Source organism: Pararhizobium sp. IMCC21322 (genome assembly GCF_030758295.1).
Lineage (GTDB): Bacteria > Pseudomonadota > Alphaproteobacteria > Rhizobiales.
In genome coordinates, this window is record NZ_CP132335.1 from 2453641 (window position 1) to 2472168 (window position 18528).

The 18528-nt window shown below is 53.1% G+C and carries 12 protein-coding genes; 8 read left to right on the forward strand and 4 right to left on the reverse strand.

The window, feature by feature from the left end:
- The first annotated feature begins 423 nt into the window (after positions 1-423).
- Positions 424-894 (forward strand): hypothetical protein, encoded by a 471-nt coding sequence (locus tag RAL91_RS11660; RefSeq protein WP_306262435.1) that lies wholly within the window; start codon positions 424-426, stop codon positions 892-894.
- 160 nt (positions 895-1054) lie between these two features.
- On the opposite strand, the gene RAL91_RS11665 is transcribed toward RAL91_RS11660, so the two are convergent.
- Positions 1055-6532 (reverse strand): hypothetical protein, encoded by a 5478-nt coding sequence (locus RAL91_RS11665; RefSeq protein WP_306262437.1) that lies wholly within the window; start codon positions 6530-6532, stop codon positions 1055-1057.
- 190 nt (positions 6533-6722) lie between these two features.
- Here RAL91_RS11665 and RAL91_RS11670 point away from each other — a divergent pair, with 190 nt between their 5' ends.
- The 3 genes from RAL91_RS11670 to RAL91_RS11680 all read left to right on the forward strand — a co-directional run bounded on the left by RAL91_RS11670 (position 6723) and on the right by RAL91_RS11680 (position 8820).
- Positions 6723-7079: a hypothetical protein gene (locus tag RAL91_RS11670; protein WP_306262439.1), complete on the forward strand. Its 357-nt coding sequence runs from the start codon at positions 6723-6725 to the stop codon at positions 7077-7079.
- Between the two features lie 308 nt (positions 7080-7387).
- Positions 7388-7708, forward strand: coding sequence for a 2Fe-2S iron-sulfur cluster-binding protein (locus RAL91_RS11675; RefSeq protein WP_306262441.1), 321 nt, complete (start codon positions 7388-7390; stop codon positions 7706-7708).
- 86 nt (positions 7709-7794) lie between these two features.
- Entirely contained in the window at positions 7795-8820 is a 1026-nt protein-coding gene (locus tag RAL91_RS11680; protein ID WP_306262443.1) for an NAD(P)/FAD-dependent oxidoreductase, read from the forward strand.
- 33 nt (positions 8821-8853) lie between these two features.
- Here RAL91_RS11680 and RAL91_RS11685 read toward each other — a convergent pair whose 3' ends face one another.
- Complete coding sequence (locus RAL91_RS11685) at positions 8854-10122, reverse strand: MFS transporter (protein ID WP_306262445.1); 1269 nt, start codon at positions 10120-10122, stop codon at positions 8854-8856.
- A gap of 171 nt (positions 10123-10293) precedes the next feature.
- Here RAL91_RS11685 and RAL91_RS11690 point away from each other — a divergent pair, with 171 nt between their 5' ends.
- The gene (locus tag RAL91_RS11690) at positions 10294-11100 is read left to right on the forward strand and encodes a helix-turn-helix domain-containing protein (RefSeq protein WP_306262447.1); all 807 of its coding nucleotides are present in this window, start codon (positions 10294-10296) and stop codon (positions 11098-11100) included.
- Here RAL91_RS11690 and RAL91_RS11695 read toward each other — a convergent pair.
- Both RAL91_RS11695 and mutY read right to left on the reverse strand, forming a co-directional pair.
- Positions 11082-12335, reverse strand: a complete 1254-nt coding sequence (locus RAL91_RS11695; RefSeq protein ID WP_306262448.1) for an MFS transporter — start codon at positions 12333-12335, stop codon at positions 11082-11084. The genes RAL91_RS11690 and RAL91_RS11695 overlap by 19 nt on opposite strands.
- Positions 12336-12421: 86 nt before the next feature.
- Complete coding sequence (gene mutY, locus RAL91_RS11700; protein WP_306262450.1) at positions 12422-13519, reverse strand: A/G-specific adenine glycosylase; 1098 nt, start codon at positions 13517-13519, stop codon at positions 12422-12424.
- On the opposite strand from mutY, the gene RAL91_RS11705 reads away from it, so the two are divergent.
- The 3 genes from RAL91_RS11705 (at position 13496) to smc (ending at position 18469) form a co-directional block, all read left to right on the forward strand.
- On the forward strand, positions 13496-14089 hold the full coding sequence (locus RAL91_RS11705; protein ID WP_306262451.1) for a DUF721 domain-containing protein: 594 nt from the start codon (positions 13496-13498) through the stop codon (positions 14087-14089). The genes mutY and RAL91_RS11705 overlap by 24 nt on opposite strands.
- Before the next feature lie 138 nt (positions 14090-14227).
- The gene (locus RAL91_RS11710) at positions 14228-14872 is read left to right on the forward strand and encodes a DsbA family protein (protein WP_306262453.1); all 645 of its coding nucleotides are present in this window, start codon (positions 14228-14230) and stop codon (positions 14870-14872) included.
- A 129-nt stretch (positions 14873-15001) separates the two neighbouring features.
- On the forward strand, positions 15002-18469 hold the full coding sequence (gene smc, locus RAL91_RS11715) for a chromosome segregation protein SMC (RefSeq protein ID WP_306262455.1): 3468 nt from the start codon (positions 15002-15004) through the stop codon (positions 18467-18469).
- Positions 18470-18528 lie beyond the last annotated feature (59 nt).

Below are 18528 nucleotides of genomic sequence, written 5' to 3' on the forward strand. Positions count from 1 at the left end.
CTCATCAAAGGCGTGCCCATAAATTTCCAAATATTGAGCAGTCTTCCTGGAGAACACAATGTCCGGTCCGGGCAATTGCAAAGTTCCAACTCGCTGGCGCAATCGTAAAACAACAATCGCGACTGTAGCAACCTTGGCCGGTTTAATGCGGAATCTGTCCAGAGGGATGCTTCATTGTTCGTTAAGACAAACACAGTCCTTTAAATCCAATGCATTTCAACACCGACTTCCAAAGTCTGACCTGTTCTGGTTTTCCAAGCTGACGGGCATGTGGACAGACTGTGCCGGCGCGGAGTTTCGGTGTCTCTGAACCTCCTGCTGATCGTGCCCTTGAAGATGCCTTCAAAGAGCCCAACAAGCTCCACACACAAAACACAGTTCCATTCTAATCAGTTTATATCACTGAAAAGAAAGGATATTTTTGTGATGATACCCTCCCAGATCAAGCAAACGAATTACACTCAAGCAAGCTGTGCAATTCGATCCGCCAAACCCGCAACCCGCTTGTTGCAAGTCTCATTGGCGATTGCAGCCCTGAGCGTCTTCGCGATGCCCAAGGCGTTTGCATCAGATCAGGTCGTGTCTGATTTGATGATCCAGACCACTAACAGCCGCGCATATGACAACCATCTGATCCATGCGGCCACTCATAAAGATACGCCAGCCATAAGTGATCTATTTATTCTGACCCAAGCCAATGGTGGGCAAAGGCCTCCTGGAGGAGGGCAGGAGCCTGATCTGTCTCAGGCTGCTGCAGAACTGGGTGTGTCGGAAGATGCATTGCGGGACGCACTTGGCGGCCCACCGCCTAATTTTGCTCAAGCTGCAGAAAAGCTGGGAATTTCAGAAGATCAACTGCAATCTGTCATGCCGCCACCTCCGCGAAGGCAGTAGCAGCGTTTCCATACCAGTTGAATTGCTGAAGGCACTCAGGTTGATTTGAGATGTTTTCAGTCTTCTCCAAAAACAAAAAAATCCGCGGGGCCGAAGCGCCCGCGGATTTTTATTTTTACCTAGCAGTGAGGCCCTCAGCGGGTCTTGGCAGTGAGCTGTTCTAGCTCAATTTGCCGCTGGCATGTGCCAGCATGGTGTAGACTTTACCTGTATCCGACGTGAGATATTTGTCAGTCAATTCGGCATCGCCGTGCTTGTCTGTCACTTCACCCATCAGGCGCTCAAAGTCTTCGATATACTGGTTTACCGCAGAGCGGAACTCACCATCATTCTGGAACTTGCGGCGAATGTCGTCGAAAGTTTTCTGACCCTGGATCGTGTAGAGGCGACGGGTGAAGACATTGCGTTCCCCACGATTGTAGCGCTCCCACAACTCAACAGACGTTGAGTGATCAATGGCACGGGCAATATCCGCAGACAGGGAATTCAGTGATTCCACCATTTCCGGCTCACTGCGTTTTACCTCTTCCGCTTTTGGCTCCTTGCGCTCTTCACGCTTGCCAAGTTGCTCGCCAACCTCACGGTCATCATCGGTTGATGCGCGTTCCAGAAGACTGCTGACCCAGCCGGCACTCTTCTTCTCGCCTTCCTTGCCAGTGCTGCTGGCTGAGGCTGGCCTTACCGGTGCCGGTGCTGGTCTTGCAGCTTTGGCTGCAAGCGCTGGCGTTTCCTTGGCCGCTGGGGCAGGGCGACTGCCTGCCGCCGCAATGGCTGCCGACGTGCCAGCCGAGGAGTTTGGACGGGCATGCTGCGTTACGATGTCCGACAGATCAGACAGAGCCTGAATTTGCTCGGCGACAACACGGCGCATAGTGGCCATATTTTCACGGGTTTCCTCAGGCAGCTCAACAGTTGCCTTCTTCAGATCAGCCCGAACTGCATTCAATTCAGACTGCATGGATTCTGCCGTGGCTCGCATTTCAACGGTTGCGTCCCTGAAGCGAGAGGTCGCATCAGATATTGCATTGGAAATACCCTCAGTCAGCTCAGACTGAGCAAGGCGAACAGCTTCGGAGGCCTTGTTGCCTTCTGCACCAGCCGCTGTGCTCATAGCTGCCAATTGTTCGACAACACCACGCGTTGCTTTCTCGGCGTTACGGCTGAGATTGATGCCAATCTGCTCGGCACGATCTTCAGCACCGGCAAGGGTTTCAGCAATCAGGCTTGAGAAGGCACGCATGCGTGTCTCAACATCGTCCGATTTCTGCATGATGCCCTGGGCAACCTGCTCCAGAACCGCATAGCGTGTCTGGAAGGTGTCCTCAATGGTGTCATTGCTGTTGTCCAGACGACCCGAAACTTCGGCAAGAGATTTGATCTGCGTTTCGATTTTCTCTGCCAGTCCGGTCATGCCGCCCAGCACATTACTGGAGACATCCTGAAGAATGCCGACCTGTCCGGAAATCGCATCCGTTGAGGACTGACTTTCTTCCAGCGCCTTGGCAAGTGTCGTGCGGAACTCTTCTGCGCGGGCACCAAGGCCATCTTCCACAGCCCCCAATTGCTCATGGGCAGAGGCCAGAACCTGCTGTAGGCCGGAATTGGCATTCTCAAGGCGAGATACCATGGATTCAACGTCATCACGCAGGCGCTCATTTGCGTTGCTGAGCAGGCTGATCGCTTCGGTGCTGCGGCTATCCAGCAACTCAACCAGAGAACTGGATGACGTGGAAATCGTCTCAGCAATTTCACGGCTGCGCTCTGTCATTGTGTTAGCCATGGATTCGCTGTTGTTAAACACCCGTTCCGCAGCTTCCATTGAGGTTTGCTCAAGATTGACAACAGTGTTCTGGCTTGCAGCCAGTAGGCGCTCAACGGCTTCACTGCTCTGTGTATCAAGAGCTGCCAGCACGCTGTGGCTGCTTTCACTCAAGCGGTTTGCCGCCTGATCAGACTGATCTGTCATCTTGGAGATGAAGTCGCTGGTAGCACCTGTCATGATTTCCGCAATCTCACGACCGCGTTCATTGAAGGCATCCAGCAGTCCACGGCTGGTATCATCAAGACGTTCAGCAACTATACGGTTACCTTCGTCGAACTGCAGACCTGCCATTTCAGCATGTGTCTTGAGCGTTGAAACCAGTTCCTCATTGCTGTCGAGCATGCGTGAGCGAGCTTCCTCAGCAAGATGAGCAATGGCACGACCGCTGTCGTCCAGACGATTGACCGCTTCTTCACTCTGAGTGGCGAGGGCGGTAATCAGCTTGTCGTTGTTTTCCATCATGCGTGCATTGGCTTCTTCGGCCAGCAACCCAACTGCGCGGTTGGTCTGGTCAAGCTTGTCAGCAGATGCATCAGTCTGGGTCGCAAGTGCGCCGATAAGTTGCTCACTGCTGTCCAACATACGTGAGCGGGCTTCTTCAGCCAATTGAGCAACAACACGACCGCTCTCGTTGAGGCGTTCTGTAGCTTCTTCGCTTTGTGAAGACAGGGTTGCCGCCAGTTCCAGATTGGCTTCTGCAATCCGCACACGGGCTTCTTCAGCCAATTGAATGGCAACGCGACCACTTTCGTCGAGGCGACCGGCAACATCATCACCTTGCGCTGCGAGAGCGGCGACAAGTTCCTGATTGGCTTCCGTAATACGGGCGCGAGCCGCATCGCTCTGCTCGACTGCTTCACGGCTGGTTTCACTCAGACGCTCGACGGCCTGATCGCTCAGGGCCTGAAGTGTAGATACAAAGTCGGTGTTCACGCCAACAAGACGCTCTGTGGCCTGTTCGCTAAGCTGCAGAATGGATGTACCGCTCTCAGACAGTTTTTGAACAACTGCAGCACCCTGGTCTTCAATATTGGCCAGAAGTTCCTGATTGCCATCCAAAAGCCGCGCGCGGGCGTTCTCACTGGATGCGGCAATCGCTGCAGCAATGTCTTCACCCTGCTGGGAGAAGGTATCAACAATGGTTGAACCGGCAGTGCGGAGCTGTGTTGACAGATCAAGACCTTTCTCGTGCAATGCAGAGATCAGTGATCCGCCGCTATTGTCGAGAATTTCAGTCAGCTCTGCAGTGCGGGCACCCAAAGTTTCGTTCAACTGCAGTGTGGAGCCGGTGAGGTTCTCAGTTGCAATGGCAACGCGGCTGACGAGCTTCTCATCAAGTTCTTCGGTCAGGCTGGAAATACCGGTTGAGGCACGCTCCAGATTGCTAAGCAGGCTCTCACTGGCATTCGTAATTGTTGAGCGGAACATGTTGTTCGCCTGTTCAACATTGACCACGAAATTGGAGTTTGCTTTTTCGCCCTGTTCGTAGAGTTCCGTTCCAATGGCTTCCATGCTGGCGGAGAGGGACTGTTGCAGAACACTTGCGCGCTCTTCCAGGTTTTCGGCAACTTCGAACACTTTCGTGCCCAGAGCCATGTTGATTTCCTGAATCCGCTCGGACACGACTTCCGACATCTCGCGGGTTTTATTGGAAAGTGCTTCGTTGACTTCCTGGAAACGGCCTTCAAGCGTCATTGTGATATCGTTCTGACCTTCACCGAAGGCGCGGGCAATCTCACGTGTGCGCTCAATCAGAGCTTCATTCATCTCGGCGGTGCGAATATCAAGCGCTTCGCTGACCATGCCAGCGCGTTGCTCAAGGGTTTCGGAAAGTGCATCGGCTTTGCTGCCAATGGTGCTGGCCGCACTGTCGAGGCGCACACCAACACTGTCTTCAAAGGTATTGAGGCGGCCAGCGAGCACGTCTTCCATCACGCCAGTGCGCTCAGCAAGCGTATCGCCGACTTTCTCGGTGGCAGCACTGACAGATGTGGTGAAGTTGTTCAGGTGATCCGCCATTGTAGACTGCATGGCTTCACTATGTCTGGAGATCGAACCATCAAGATCTGCAATGCGGGATGTAAAGAGCTGTTCGATTTCGCTGGAACGGCTTCCGAGCGCACTGGTCAGCGCAGCTCCGTTTTCGTTGATTGTTATATCCAAAGCTTTCAGACGTCCATCAAGAGCGTCACTCAGCTCTTTGCCCTTGTCATTCAGGGTGATGTTGATCTGATCGTTCAGGTTGAGGACTTCGCTCATCAGATGCTTGCCGCGTGTGGAAATTGCTTTGGCAACTTCCGTACCAACGGTTGCAATCTGTGTTGCCAGCTGGGTTCCGTTAACGTTGAGCGCTTCGCGCACCGTCTTGGCACCAAGATCAAGCGTGTTTTTGAATTCCGCTGTTTTTCCATCCAGCGCGGTTGCAACCTGCTCGCTGGTTGTGGCGAGGCGGTTGGTGACTTCATCACCATGCCCGTCAATCGCCTTGGCCAGACGTGTGGTTGCGGTTTCAAGACGATCCGCAAGATGCGTTCCACGCGCAAAAATCTGGTCACCGGCAGTTTTGCCAGTGGCATCAATTCGCTCGGCGATCTTGCTGCCCTGATCGGAGAACTGGGTGACAACATTTTCGACAGCCAGATCCAGCGATCCGCTGACTTCCTGCGAGCGCTCCATAAGGGTAGCTGTCAGATTATCTTTGGATTTCAATATGGTATCGGAAACCTGCAATCCTGTTTCCTGAAGTGAAGCAGTCACTTCCTGACCGGTATTGGACAAGTTCTGCACCAGTTCCTGACCGCGCACGGACAGTGTGGAAATCATTGTCTCGCCAGCCGTTCCCAGGGCCATTGTAATCTGCTCACCCTTTTGACCAAGTGACGAGATCACGCGCTGACCAGACTCAGACACGCGATCCGCGATCGCATCACTGGTTTTGGCAAGTTCTTCAGAAAGCGTCTCACGCGCACCGCCAATAGCAGTCCGCAGGCGCTCGGAGTTGTGAACAATCGCTTCTCTCTGGGAAACCAGTTCGTCCACCACGGACCGAATTCGGCTTTCATTCGTGGAGTAGGCGCGCTCAAGCGCAGCCACTTCGGTGTGAACCATGACTTCAAGTTCACTGGCACGAGCCAGAGCGCGTTCAATGCCATCGCCCATAGCGGCAACTTCGCGGCGGATGGCCTGGCCAACACTGAGAACTGAATCTTTGGCAATATCTTCTGGCTCAGACAGGCGCAGGGCCACTTCCGTCATGCCATTTGCAACAATACGCATTTCCTGTGAGCGCCAGATCATAAGCGCGAACACCCAGAAAAAGATAACGGGCAAAATCAAGCTGACAAAATAAGCAAACAAATGCGGAGCTTCACCAAGGCCGGCAAGACCATTCAAGTTGGCAAGATCATCACCAAAGGCAGCGCTACCAACAATACCACCGAACAGCAGCCAAAGCGCGGAGGCTGCGAGGGCACCCCAGAATGGCATAAGTGAAGGTCGGCGGTTGATGCTGTAAAGCATGTTGCCAACGGACTGCCGATCATCATTGGCAGGACGTTGGGCACGATTGCGGGAGGCAGAGCGCTCACGACGCGGGGCGGTGTCGTTTGCAGCTGTTCCAGAAGCGCGACCAGGTTTGTTGCGTTCCACTTCGGCAGCAGTTTTTTCTTCTTCACGCCGTGATCGGCGTGACCTGCCGCGACGGGATGGTCCTTCACCCTTTGCGTCCTCGGCACCAAAATCTATTTTGAGAGCCTCTTCCACTGCTGATACAGCGGGATCATTTGCCCCTTTTGACTTCGGAGAGTTCTTAGCCATCGTCTTGCCTCGCATTCGTACTCAAAACATTTTCGCCAGCGGCGCATTTTCAGACATTCATCAGGGCTGTACAAACTTTTGGCCTGTACAAATGCCCGGTATCAGCGTGTCCTATCCGAAACCCTGCTAATGAAGCCAGACAACAAATCTGGAACACAGGCAGGAAATCGTTCTTTGCCCCGCGGAAGAAATGCAAAAAACCGATATGCTGGTCGTTTTGCCTCAGGTCTCAAACGACACCCTTGCAAAAGCAAAACCAGCAACACCGCACTCTTCGGATTCAAAACCTATTAGTTTGGCACCAATAGGGCAGTCCCTCAAAAATTTCGGACTGCCCGTCCTGGGCCAGACGAACGGGGCGCGAGAAGCCGGGTTGGTTAAATTTTGTTTAAATTTTAACAATCCAGTGCTTCAGAGAATCCATGTCTTCTTGCCGCACCTGTACCGTATCGCTTTGAAATGGCAAGACAACAAAAAAAATAAGCAATTAGCGGCCTTTGTTAACGCCAAGACTCATTCGCGGCCCATTGATTTTCAGCAAAATTGAAATAAATCAGCAAACAACCGGCAGAATTCGGTGTTTTTTGACTCTGGCAGGACTCTGAGGCCCACAGACTTAGACTCTGAACGCAAATTGTGGAAAATGGTATTATGGTTAACAAACGCTCTGAGGATTCCTGATTTGTTCCCAAATCCCAAGGTGACCCTGCGGTTTTGGGCTTTGTGACGGCGCAAGCGGCTTTATGCCCGTGGTCCCTTGAAAGCACCGTGATACAGCACTAAACATCACATAACCAATGAACTCCGGACGACCCTCCAAACCTTACAAATTCCTGCAAACGAGATCGAATCAATATGGCAAAAATCACATTCACTACGCACGACAATCAGACATTCAATGTGGAAGGCGAAGATGGTGCCACGGTTATGGAAACCGCCATCAAGAACGCTGTCCCTGGCATTGAAGCGGAGTGTGGCGGTGCCTGTGCCTGCGCAACGTGTCATGTCTACGTTGCGGATACCTGGATGGAGAAGGTCGGCAGTCCAGAAGCCATGGAAGAAGACATGCTGGATTTTGCCTATGATGTACGCCCGACCAGCCGCCTTTCCTGCCAGATCAGAATTTCAGATGATCTTGACGGTCTTGCTGTCACCGTTCCCGAACGCCAGGGGTGATAAAGCAGCAAAAATGATGCATGTTGAGTGGCGAAGCTTTTGAAATCGAACGATATTCACATAAATAGCCACGGAGCGGAATGCTCATGACAGCACCGATCGAAACTGACGTCGTAATCATCGGAGCCGGTCCGGTAGGGCTGTTTGCGGTCTTCGAGCTTGGTCTTTGGGACCTGAAATGTCACGTCATCGATATTCTTGATAAGGTCGGCGGCCAGTGCGCTGAATTATATCCGGAAAAGCCGATTTACGATGTTCCCGGTTTTGCCACAGTCACGGGTCAGGGGCTGGTAGAAAACCTGATGGAACAGATCGCCCCATTTGGCGCGCAGTTCCATCTCAATCAGATGGTCTCGAAGCTTGAGCAGCAAAGCGATGACCGATTTCTGATTGAGACAGATGCTGGAACCCGCTTTCTCTGTAAAACCGTCTTCATTGCGGCGGGCGGGGGATCATTTCAACCAAAGCGACCACCGATCCCGGGCATTGAAGCCTTTGAGACTAAATCGGTTTTCTATTCGGTTCGGCGTATGGAGGACTTTCGCGATCATGACATTCTGATCGTCGGAGGCGGCGATTCAGCTCTGGATTGGACGCTCAACCTGCAGCCATTTGCCAAGAGCCTGACACTGATCCACCGACGCGATGCCTTTAGAGGTGCGCAGGATAGCGTCAACAAAATGCGAGCGCTGGTCGACGCGGGTCATATGGTTTTGAAAATTGGCCAGGTCACGGAGCTGATTGGATCGGACGGCCAATTGGAAGCGGCGACAGTGAAGACCGCCGAGGGCAGCGCGGACATGACATGCACTCGGCTGTTGCCTTTCTTTGGCCTGACCATGAAATTGGGCCCCGTCGCGGATTGGGGACTGAATCTGAACGAGAATCTGATTCCGGTTGATACCGAGAAATTCCAGACCTCGCAGCCCGGTATTTATGCGATTGGCGACATCAATACATATCCCGGAAAACTGAAGCTTATTCTGTCCGGATTTCATGAAGCAGCGCTTGCGGCTCACGCGGCAAAAAAGGCCGCGAATCCGGATGAGAGGGTGGTTTTTCAATACACAACATCTTCTTCAAGTCTCCAAAAGAAGCTTGGTATCATTTAGAAATACTATATTTTTATTTGATTTTTATGAAAATTATTCTGCAGGTGTAAATTTCTTTGCTCGCCCGGATAGTTTGGTTTCGTGGCCCGCACGCGGTATATCCGGGATAAATCTACACAAAATTAGTGAGACGAAAGCCATGGCCGCGCCAGCCAGAAAAACCGTTGCCGGTGAGACCAGCCAGATCAATCCGAATGAAGCTGGAATCCCGATGGCTGCGATGTGATTTATGGTAAAAGCGACACCAGCTGAGGGTGCGATTTCCGAAGGGTCTGCAATCTTCTGAAAATAGGTCTTGATGGCAATCGCAAACGCAAAAAACGCGTGGTCGATGACATACAACACCGCAGCCAGATTGGCGGACGTTACAAAGGCATAAGTAACAAAAACACCGATCAGCCCAACATACTCAAATGTCAGGGCCCGTCTTTCGCCGACAATGCCGATGAGTTTGCCGACATATCCTGCAAAAGCCATATTTATCAGGCAGTTAACAAGAAATAGACCCGCCACTGCGTGAACTTCATATCCGAATTTTTCGACCATCATGAAGCTGGCGAATACGGTAAAAATCTGCCGCCTTGCGCCACTCATGAATGTTAAAGCGTAATACAGCCAATAGCGTTTTCTCAGGATTATCTTCTTCTGTTGTGCAGTTTTTTGAGGAAATGTCGGGAACAGGCGCCACGCCACAATGGTGATAATCAGCGTGATAGCGCCTGCAATCAGAAATGCAGTCTCAAAAGACAGAGCAAACAACTGCCAACTGGCCAGAATGATCGTGTAGGCCGCCAACTGGGCCCCAGCGCCGATTGCCACCAGACGGCCCATTAAATGCGGTGCCTTCGATATGGGGAGCCACTGCAGGGCAAGCGACTGGTTCATTGTCTCGTAATAGTGAAACCCAACCGACATCACAAAAGTGGTTATGTAAAGCCCCAGAACCGTTGGAAAATAGCCGGTTGCAGCCACGCCAAGCCCAAGCAGCAGCAACGAAAAAATCGCAAATGACTGTTCCCTTATATAAAACACCACATAGATCGCCAGAAAAGCCAGAAAGCCCGGAATTTCCCGGATCGATTCCTGAAAACCGATTTCCCGACCTGTCATGCCAACGCCGTCTACCGCAAAGTTCTTGATCAGAACCCACCAGCTTGAAAAGGACAGCCACATCGCAGCCGACATGAGCGCCAGCAAAACAAAAGGACTGCGCAGCCCTGTAAAGGATGCGTAAAAATTGCCATCATCGGCAGCATGATCTGCTGGTGGAGGGGGAAAGTGGGGATCGAATGGCAGTGTCATAAATGGTTTTGGCTCCGTGTATGAACTGGCGCGTTAGGAGGTTGAGATTCATCTGACACGCGGTAGTTGCGCCCAAAGCATTTCTGCTCACGTTTCTGCCTATAACGCGTTGCCGATTTGGTGGGTTAGCGCTATTTTGACAAAAAATATCTCTAACACGTCAGGCCGATCATGCTGCATCCAGACATTCTTGCGCGCGCGGATCACGATTTGCCCCGTGCGGCAATCGGGTACGCTTGTGCATGGGAAAAGGGTACGACAAACGAACCGCATAGCCATTGGCGTGGGCAGCTTATCTATGCGATCTCGGGGTCGTTGAAGGTTATATCAACTGCCGGAACCTGGATAGTTCCACCGGAACGGGCCGTCTGGATGCCGTCTCATACCGAGCATTCGGTCATGTCCGTAACAGACGCGCATGCGCGCTTTCTCTACCTGGATCCCAAGACTTTCAAGGGTTTGCCAAGCATAGTCACCGTGGTTCAAATGACAGCTCTCATGCGCGAATGTTTGTTGTCATTCCTGACGCTGCCTCGCCTTTATGACGAAGCGGGGAGCGCGTCTCATCTTGTTGCTATCATGGTGGACGAGTTGAGAGTGGTCCCCGTCATGCCTCTGCATTTGCCGCAACCAGCAAGCCCGAAACTCAAGCGAGCCGCAGATCTGGTTCTCTCTTCCATTTCCACACCACCCAGGCTGGCCTCGCTTGCAGCCGATGCTGGTTTAAGCGTCAGAAGTTTTGAACGCCATTTTCAGCGAGAAACCGGGCTCACCTGGCGCAAATGGGTGACGCAGGCGCGTTTGATGGAAGCCATCTCTCAATTGTCCAACGGTGCCAGGGTAGGGGATGTTGCCTTTGCATTGGGCTATGAGGGGCCCAGCGCATTTGTCGCCATGTTCAAAAAGGCCACAGGGCATACACCTGGCAAGTATTTTGCCCCGGTTCAGCCAAGGCAGTATCAGGATCGGGGCGTGTAATCCTCGTTCGTTCTCGGGTCCATTGCAGCAGTTTCCGGCGTGTTCATACGCACCGTTGAACTGGAAACAAAATTGCCTTTTTTCTCTTCCTCCACGGCTGCACGTTTCCTCATGCGCCAGGCTGCGAAGCCTGCCATAATTAGATGTGCAAGCAGGGTGGGTGCAAACAGAAAGTCGGGACCAAGAAGGGCCATCATGCCACCGCCAATCAGAGGGCCCAGGATACTTCCGGCACCAAAAACCAACAGCAATCCCGAGCTGATTTTCAAAAATGAATTCTTGTCAGCATGATCATTGGCATGGGCAACAATCACCGGATACATGGCAAAAATCATAGCGCCAAAAATGGCAGCTGTAATCAGGATAACCGTTACATCTCGCGGCTGCATGATTAAAAAGAAGAGGTCGGCCAAGCCAGCGACCGTGGCAAGTCCGATCAGAACAGCACGTCTGTCTGTGCGGTCTGAAAGCCAACCGACAGGAAGTTGAAAGAGGGCACCTGTAAGAATTGTGAGGCTCACCATAAGCGCAATCGATGTAACGTCGAGACCGATTTGTTGGCCGTAAACAGCTGCCAAAGTACCAAAAGAACTATTCGAAAGGCCCACAAGGAAAACCGCGACCACTGCTATTGGCGAGTTCAGCCAAAGACTTTTAATGTCGAGTTTTGGCCGTACCAGTGGTTGTGGAGCCACTGTGGTCGACAGGGCTGTGGGAAACAACGAGCACGCATAAAAAATGGCGGCCAGAACAAAGAAGAAATATCCGCTAGAGTCTCCAATAATCAGCAACAACTGGCCGGTCGTGGTCGCCGCCAGATTGACCATGGTGTAAGTTGCAAAAACCCTTCCGCGGAATGACGGGTCTGTGCGTTCGCTGATCCAGCTTTCCACAATCATCGCGCCGCCAGCAAAGCTGAAACCTGCCAAGGCTCTTAGGGGAATCCAAGCGCCAGGATGAATGATCAGCAATGATAACAGAACAGACATAACAGCAACGCCTGCCATCACGCTGAATGATCGCACATGGCCCACACGTGTCACGATACCCGGAACCAGAATACAGCCAAGGACGTAACCAACTGCCCAACCGGTGCCGAGCATACCCAGTGAGAATGCAGAGAACCCTTCTGCCGAGCCACGAAGCGGCAGAATTAAGCCATTGATACCGCCGGCCGCCATCAAAAAAGCGCTGCCAAGGATCAATGCTGAAATGGGGATTATCTGTTTAAACATAATGCGCTGTAGCACATGATTTGCGACCATTTCCAGCATTCAATGCAGGGTGCCACAGAGTGAGTATATCCAATCGCTGGGGTTCGCTAGAGCGCACAGGCAATCACCTTGCGCATCAGATTGGGAAGCGCTTCTTCGTTGAGCGTATCCAAATCGCTCCACCAACCCAAATCAGGTGGCGATGTCAAAGCCGTGCTGCTTCCAGCCTGTGAGTTTTGTGCAGCGCTGTAGACAGAAAGTTCCAGATGAAAATGTGTAAAAGTATGTCGAATTTGCCCGGCATTTTTCCAGTCTGCTGTGCATGGTGCTGCAATTACCGAGGTTTCTCCATCCTGACGGGATGACCAGTTCGTTGTCGGAACCTCGGTCATATCAGCCAGAAGTCCGTTTGGCCCACGCTTTTGTAGCCAGATTTGCTCATCATCGCGGACCAGGACAAAGGCGGCGCCCTTGCGTGTCGGTTTTTTGGTTTTTGGCAATTTCACTGGAAAGCGTTCCTGGGTTCCAACTGAAAAGGCCAGACAATTCTCATGTAACGGGCACAGGCTGCAGGCGGGCCGTTTGGGAGAACACAGAGTTGCACCCAAATCCATCGAGGCTTGTGCCAGATCGCCGGGACGCTCCGTCGGAATTATTGGCTGTAATGCGCTGCGCACCAGTTCTTTTGCCTGGGGAAGGGGCTGTTCAATGGCCAATAAGCGTGTGACCACGCGTTCCACATTGCCATCCACGACAGCAACCGGGTCCCGAAACGCAATCGCAGCGACCGCTGCCGCGGTATAGGGGCCAATTCCAGGCAGCTTTTGCAATTCAGAGGCTGTTTCCGGAAATTGTCCAGAGAATTCGCTCATAACTGTGCGGGCGCATTTCAACAGATTGCGGGCTCGCGAATAGTAGCCAAGCCCGGCCCACGCCACCATAACGGCCTCGTCTTCAGCAGATGCAAGATCGGCAACACTTGGCCAAAGGCTCAAAAACTTTTCGTAATAGGGTTTAACCGCGGTTACAGTTGTTTGCTGCAACATGATTTCCGATAGCCAGACCCGATATGGATCTGCTGACAATTGCTGCCCTTTAACAGGGCGTATGCGCCACGGCAGGTCCCTTGCATGGCGATCATACCACGCCAACAGCAGTGGGGCCGTTGATCTGGATAGTGTTTGGGTCAAGACGAAAATCCACATGAACATATTGCAGTTGTCGCAGATATCGTTGATCCTGTGCCCATGGTCAATGACACCGGAAAATCTGCGAAAAGAAAGCCGCGAAAGGGCGTGCGTCCGCTCGCCGATCTGATCGGCGCAACGCTTGATCCGATATGTGCCCGGCGTGGTTTTGGCTCTGCGTCGCTGCTGTCATGGTGGCCGGATATTGTTGGGCCGGACTATGAAGAAGCCACATTTCCTGAATCCATTCACTGGCCGAAACGTCACGATCAGCGCGGGGCCGATGCGACAACGGCAACTCTGACAGTCCGGGTGCTGCCTTCACAGGCTCTGTTTTTTCAGCACGAGGTTCCTCAGATCCTTGAACGCATCAATCAGTTCCTTGGATATCAGGCTATTGGCCGTGTTCGGATCGTTCAGGGCAAAATCAACCGGCCGGATAACAAACAACAGCCTCCACCCCGGCCGCTAACCGATACCGAAAGCGCTGAGTTGGATGCACGTTTGACGGATATTTCGGAATCAGATCTGCAATTGTCACTGAAACGCCTTGGTGCAGCAATTCTGGGAGACCAAAAGGGCAAATAGTTTGCCGCGCGGACTGTGGCCGGCAGACATTGTTTTCATAACGAAAATTTCATTTGCCTTTCTTTTGCCCCTTGTGCCACCACACGATGATAGCAAGGCAGTGCTTGCCAATAATTTTCGTTCGAAGGAGACGCCCCAATGATTTCCCGCAGACTTATGTTGAAACACAGTGCCGGTCTGTTGGCCGCTGGCGGTTTGACCCCGGTCCTTGGCAGCTCTGCCTTCGCTCAGTCATCTTCAGTAGATGTGGAAGAGCTGATGGTTGCCGGACCCATGGGCGAAAAGACCCTGGGTGAAGCCAACGCACCCGTGACTGTCATTGAATATGCCAGCATGACATGCGGCCATTGTGCCAATTTCCACAACAACACCTACAAGCCATTCAAAGAGAAGTATGTGGACAACGGGCAGGTCCTGTTTATCTTCCGCGAATTCCCGCTTGATCCGGTTGCCATGGCCGTCGCCATGTTGGCGCGCTGTGCGCCAGAGGGCACTTATTTTGAGGTTGTGGATGCATTCTTCGAACGCCAGCGGGAATGGGCCGGTGCCGAGAATGTGGTCGCAGAATTGCAAAAAATGGCGCTTCAGCTAGGTTTTACACAGGAGACCTTCAAGGAATGCTTGACTAATCAAGAGGTTCTTGACGGTGTAAATTGGGTAAGAAAACGGGCTGCTGAAGAGTTTCAGGTTGCATCAACACCAACCTTCTTCATCAACGGCTCCCGCCAGACAGGGTCTTTGACGATTGAACAAATGGACGCAGTCATCGAGCCATTGCTCTAAAGCCTGCTCATATTTGCTGCGCGCGGGGCAGGGCCTCGCGCGAGCGAACTCTGCGTGGCCTGTCTGTAAGAAGTCCGCCTACAGGATATTTTTGAACATCTTTACTCCCGCGATTGTGGGGGCCGTGATATGATGTTCAACAAGCTCAGAATTCTGGGCTTTAAATCCTTCGTTGATCCAATTGAATTTTTCATCAAGGATGGCCAGACCGGCATTGTCGGGCCAAACGGCTGTGGCAAATCCAATTTGGTTGAAGCCTTGCGCTGGGTCATGGGCGAAAGCTCATATAAAAACATGCGTGCGTCCGGAATGGACGATGTCATTTTCTCCGGCTCGCTCAATCGTCCATCCCGTAATACCGCTGAAGTGACGTTGTTCGTCGATAATGCCGACCGCACGGCGCCGGCAGCCTTCAATGATGCGGACATTCTGGAAGTCACGCGCCGCATCGAGCGCGAGGCAGGGTCTGCCTACAAAATAAACGGCAAGGATGTGCGCGCACGTGATGTGCAATTGCTGTTTGCTGACGCGTCCACCGGTTCACGTTCGCCGGCACTGGTTCGGCAAGGGCAGATTGGGGAGTTGATCAGCGCCAAGCCGACAGCCCGCCGCGCCATTCTGGAAGAGGCGGCTGGCATTTCCGGACTTTATTCGCGCCGTCACGAAGCGGAGCTGCGCCTTAGGGCCGCTGAAACCAATCTCGACCGACTTGAAGATGTTCTGACACAAATCCAGACCCAATTGGATGGGCTGAAGCGACAATCCCGGCAGGCCAGCCGTTACAAAAACATCTCCGGCGAAATTCGCAAGGCAGAGGCAACTCTGTTTTATTTGCAATGGCTAGAGGCCAAAAAAACCCTCGAAACAACCGGTGAGGCGCTTAAAACAGTCACTCTGGATATGGGCAGCCGAACACAGGCGCAGGCTGCCGCAGCCAGGAACGAAGCGGTTTTACGCGATCAAATGCCAAAATTGCTGGAGGCTGAGGCTAAAGCAGGTGCTGCTTTGCAAACCATGAATGTGGCGCGCAATGCTTTGGAGGCGGAAGAAGCACGGTCAAAAAACCGTCAGACCGAACTTGCCGCCCGAATTGATCAATTGCGCCATGATCTTGGTCGCGAACAGCAGCTCACAAAAGACAATGACGATAATCTGGCCAAACTTGCCGAGGAAGAAACGGCACTTCAGGCCGCAACGGACCAGCAGTCCAGCCAGGTCAAAACGCTGAAAACCGATCTGGAAACCAGAGAGACGGTGCTTCAGGCCCTGGAGCAGGAACTCGCCGAACTTAATCGGTTACAGGCAGCCAATCTGGCCGAGCGCAACCAGTTGCAGCGTGTTGTGTCGGAGGGCGAGCGGTCTGTCTCGCAGCACAAGGCGCAGAAGCACTCGGTTGCCAAGGAACTGGAACAGATTGAAGCTCAATTGGGGTCAGACACGGTTCTGGCAGATTTGCAGAAGCGCGTTGCTGACAGGCTGCAAGATGTTGGAGACATGGAGGCGGCTCTGGAAGAGGCGGAAGCTGTTTTGCGTAATCTGCGTCAGCAGGATGCTGAGGCACGCAAGCCGTTGCGACAGGCCGAACAGGATTTACGGGCTCTGCAGACTGAAGCAAAAACCCTTGCCCGCGTTCTGCAGGTTGACGAAACCGATTTGTGGCCGCCGCTGGTTGACGCGCTTACGGTCGAACCCGGCCTGGAAACGGCCCTTGGCGCTGCGCTTGGTGACGATATTGATGTGCCGATAGATGCCAATGCGCCAACGCATTGGCGGGCACTTGATGGCGGTGGTGATGTCATGCCCGATGCTGACTTGCCGGACGGGGCGATTTCGCTTTTGCAATTCATCAAGGCGCCCAAGCTGTTGCACCGCAGGCTTAGTCAAATAGGTCTGGTCAGCAAAGACACGGGACCGAACCTGCAAAAGCAGCTGAAACCCGGCCAAAGGCTCGTTTCCCGAGAAGGTGATCTGTGGCGCTGGGACGGGTTCGTCATGGCCAGCGAAGCCCCATCCGCTGCAGCACTGCGGCTTGAGAACAAGAACCGCCTTGCAGAACTGGAAGCCGGCGCAGAAGACGCAGAACGCACTGTCGCGAGCTTGAACACGACCTGGCAGGACATTGTCGCGCAATTGCGCCACGCAGAAGAGACGGAACAGTCTTTGCGTCAGAAGCTAAGGCAAGTGCGGCAGGGACAATCACAGGCGCAGGAAGATCTGATTAAGGCAGAGCAACAGCGCGGCCGCATTTCCAATCGCAAGGCGGCGTTGGAAGAAGCCCAAAAACGCCTTGAAGCAACCATTCTGGAAGCTCAAACACAATTGGATGAAGCAAGTCAGCTATTACAGGCATTGCCCACCCAGACGACCCAGGATGAACCGATTGGGGATTTGCGTGTGAAAATCGCCGAAGCGCGCAGTATTGCAGCCGAGGCGCGCGCAGCTCTACAGGGGCAGGAACGCGAGGCGGCTTTGCGAGGCCAACGATTAGCGGCAATTGCAAATGAGCGCACCAATTGGCAGCGCCGGTTGTCCGATGCCCAAAAGCAGATTGCGAGCCTGCAGGAACGGCTGGATGAGCACATTCGCGAAAAGACCACGCTGGATGAGGCACCGGACACATTTTTGCACCGCCGCCAATCACTCCTGACCCAAATTGAAAAAGCAGAGACGACAAGGGCGCAAACCGCAGATGCGCGCGCTGTAGGCGAGAATGAGCTGCGCGAAGCTGATCGGCTGGCCAAGGAAGCCCTGGCTGCATTGAGCCAGGCCCGGGAAGCGCAGGTGCGCGCAGAAGAACGCAGTGAATCCGCAAAGCAGCGTCTTGCCGACATCGAGACGCGCATTGACGATGTCATCGAGTGCAAACCCTCACAACTGAGAGAGAAAACCGGCCTTGCGGTCGATGCCGTTCTTCCGGACGCTGATTCGATTGATAAACGGCTGGACCGCCTGAAAACGGAACGGGAGCGCCTTGGCGGCGTAAATTTGCGCGCAGAGGAGGAAGCAACCGAGGTTGGAACCCAATTAGAGGGGCTGACTGCAGAACGGGACGATCTGATAGAAGCTATTCGCCGCTTGCGCCTGGGGATTCAGAGCCTCAACAGGGAAGGGCGCGAACGCCTGCTGGCCGCATTTGAAGTTGTGAACGGTCACTTCCAGCATTTGTTCTCACACCTGTTTGGCGGCGGGCAGGCCGAGTTAAAGCTGACCGAATCCGACGATCCGCTGCAGGCCGGTCTGGAAATCATTGCGCGTCCGCCGGGTAAGAAGCCTCAGACCATGACACTGTTGTCTGGTGGGGAGCAGGCGCTGACAGCAATGGCGCTGATATTCGCCGTGTTTTTGACCAACCCGGCACCGATATGCGTACTGGACGAGGTGGATGCACCGTTGGATGACGCGAACGTTGATCGCTTTTGTTCGCTTGTTGATGAAATGAATCGGCAGACAAACACGCGATTCGTTATTGTCACCCATAATCCCATCACAATGGCGCGCATGGACCGTCTATTTGGCGTTACAATGGCCGAACGTGGGGTATCACAGCTGGTTTCAGTGGATTTGCAGACTGCAGAAGAGTACCTTGAAGCCAGCTAATGAGCCAAAAAAAGCGACGATATCGCACGCTTGCTCGCTATTGCAGCAAACTAATCGTC

Excerpts from the sequence above, each read along its gene's own strand:
- mutY (WP_306262450.1), bottom strand. The coding sequence starts at position 13,519 with ATGTGGATTTTCGTCTTGACCCAAACACTATCCAGATCAACGGCCCCA.
- RAL91_RS11680 (WP_306262443.1), top strand. The coding sequence starts at position 7,795 with ATGACAGCACCGATCGAAACTGACGTCGTAATCATCGGAGCCGGTCCG.
- RAL91_RS11685 (WP_306262445.1), bottom strand. The coding sequence starts at position 10,122 with ATGACACTGCCATTCGATCCCCACTTTCCCCCTCCACCAGCAGATCAT.
- smc (WP_306262455.1), top strand. The coding sequence starts at position 15,002 with ATGATGTTCAACAAGCTCAGAATTCTGGGCTTTAAATCCTTCGTTGAT.
- RAL91_RS11690 (WP_306262447.1), top strand. The coding sequence starts at position 10,294 with ATGCTGCATCCAGACATTCTTGCGCGCGCGGATCACGATTTGCCCCGT.
- RAL91_RS11670 (WP_306262439.1), top strand. The coding sequence starts at position 6,723 with ATGCAAAAAACCGATATGCTGGTCGTTTTGCCTCAGGTCTCAAACGAC.
- RAL91_RS11710 (WP_306262453.1), top strand. The coding sequence starts at position 14,228 with ATGATTTCCCGCAGACTTATGTTGAAACACAGTGCCGGTCTGTTGGCC.
- RAL91_RS11675 (WP_306262441.1), top strand. The coding sequence starts at position 7,388 with ATGGCAAAAATCACATTCACTACGCACGACAATCAGACATTCAATGTG.
- RAL91_RS11695 (WP_306262448.1), bottom strand. The coding sequence starts at position 12,335 with ATGTTTAAACAGATAATCCCCATTTCAGCATTGATCCTTGGCAGCGCT.
- RAL91_RS11665 (WP_306262437.1), bottom strand. The coding sequence starts at position 6,532 with ATGGCTAAGAACTCTCCGAAGTCAAAAGGGGCAAATGATCCCGCTGTA.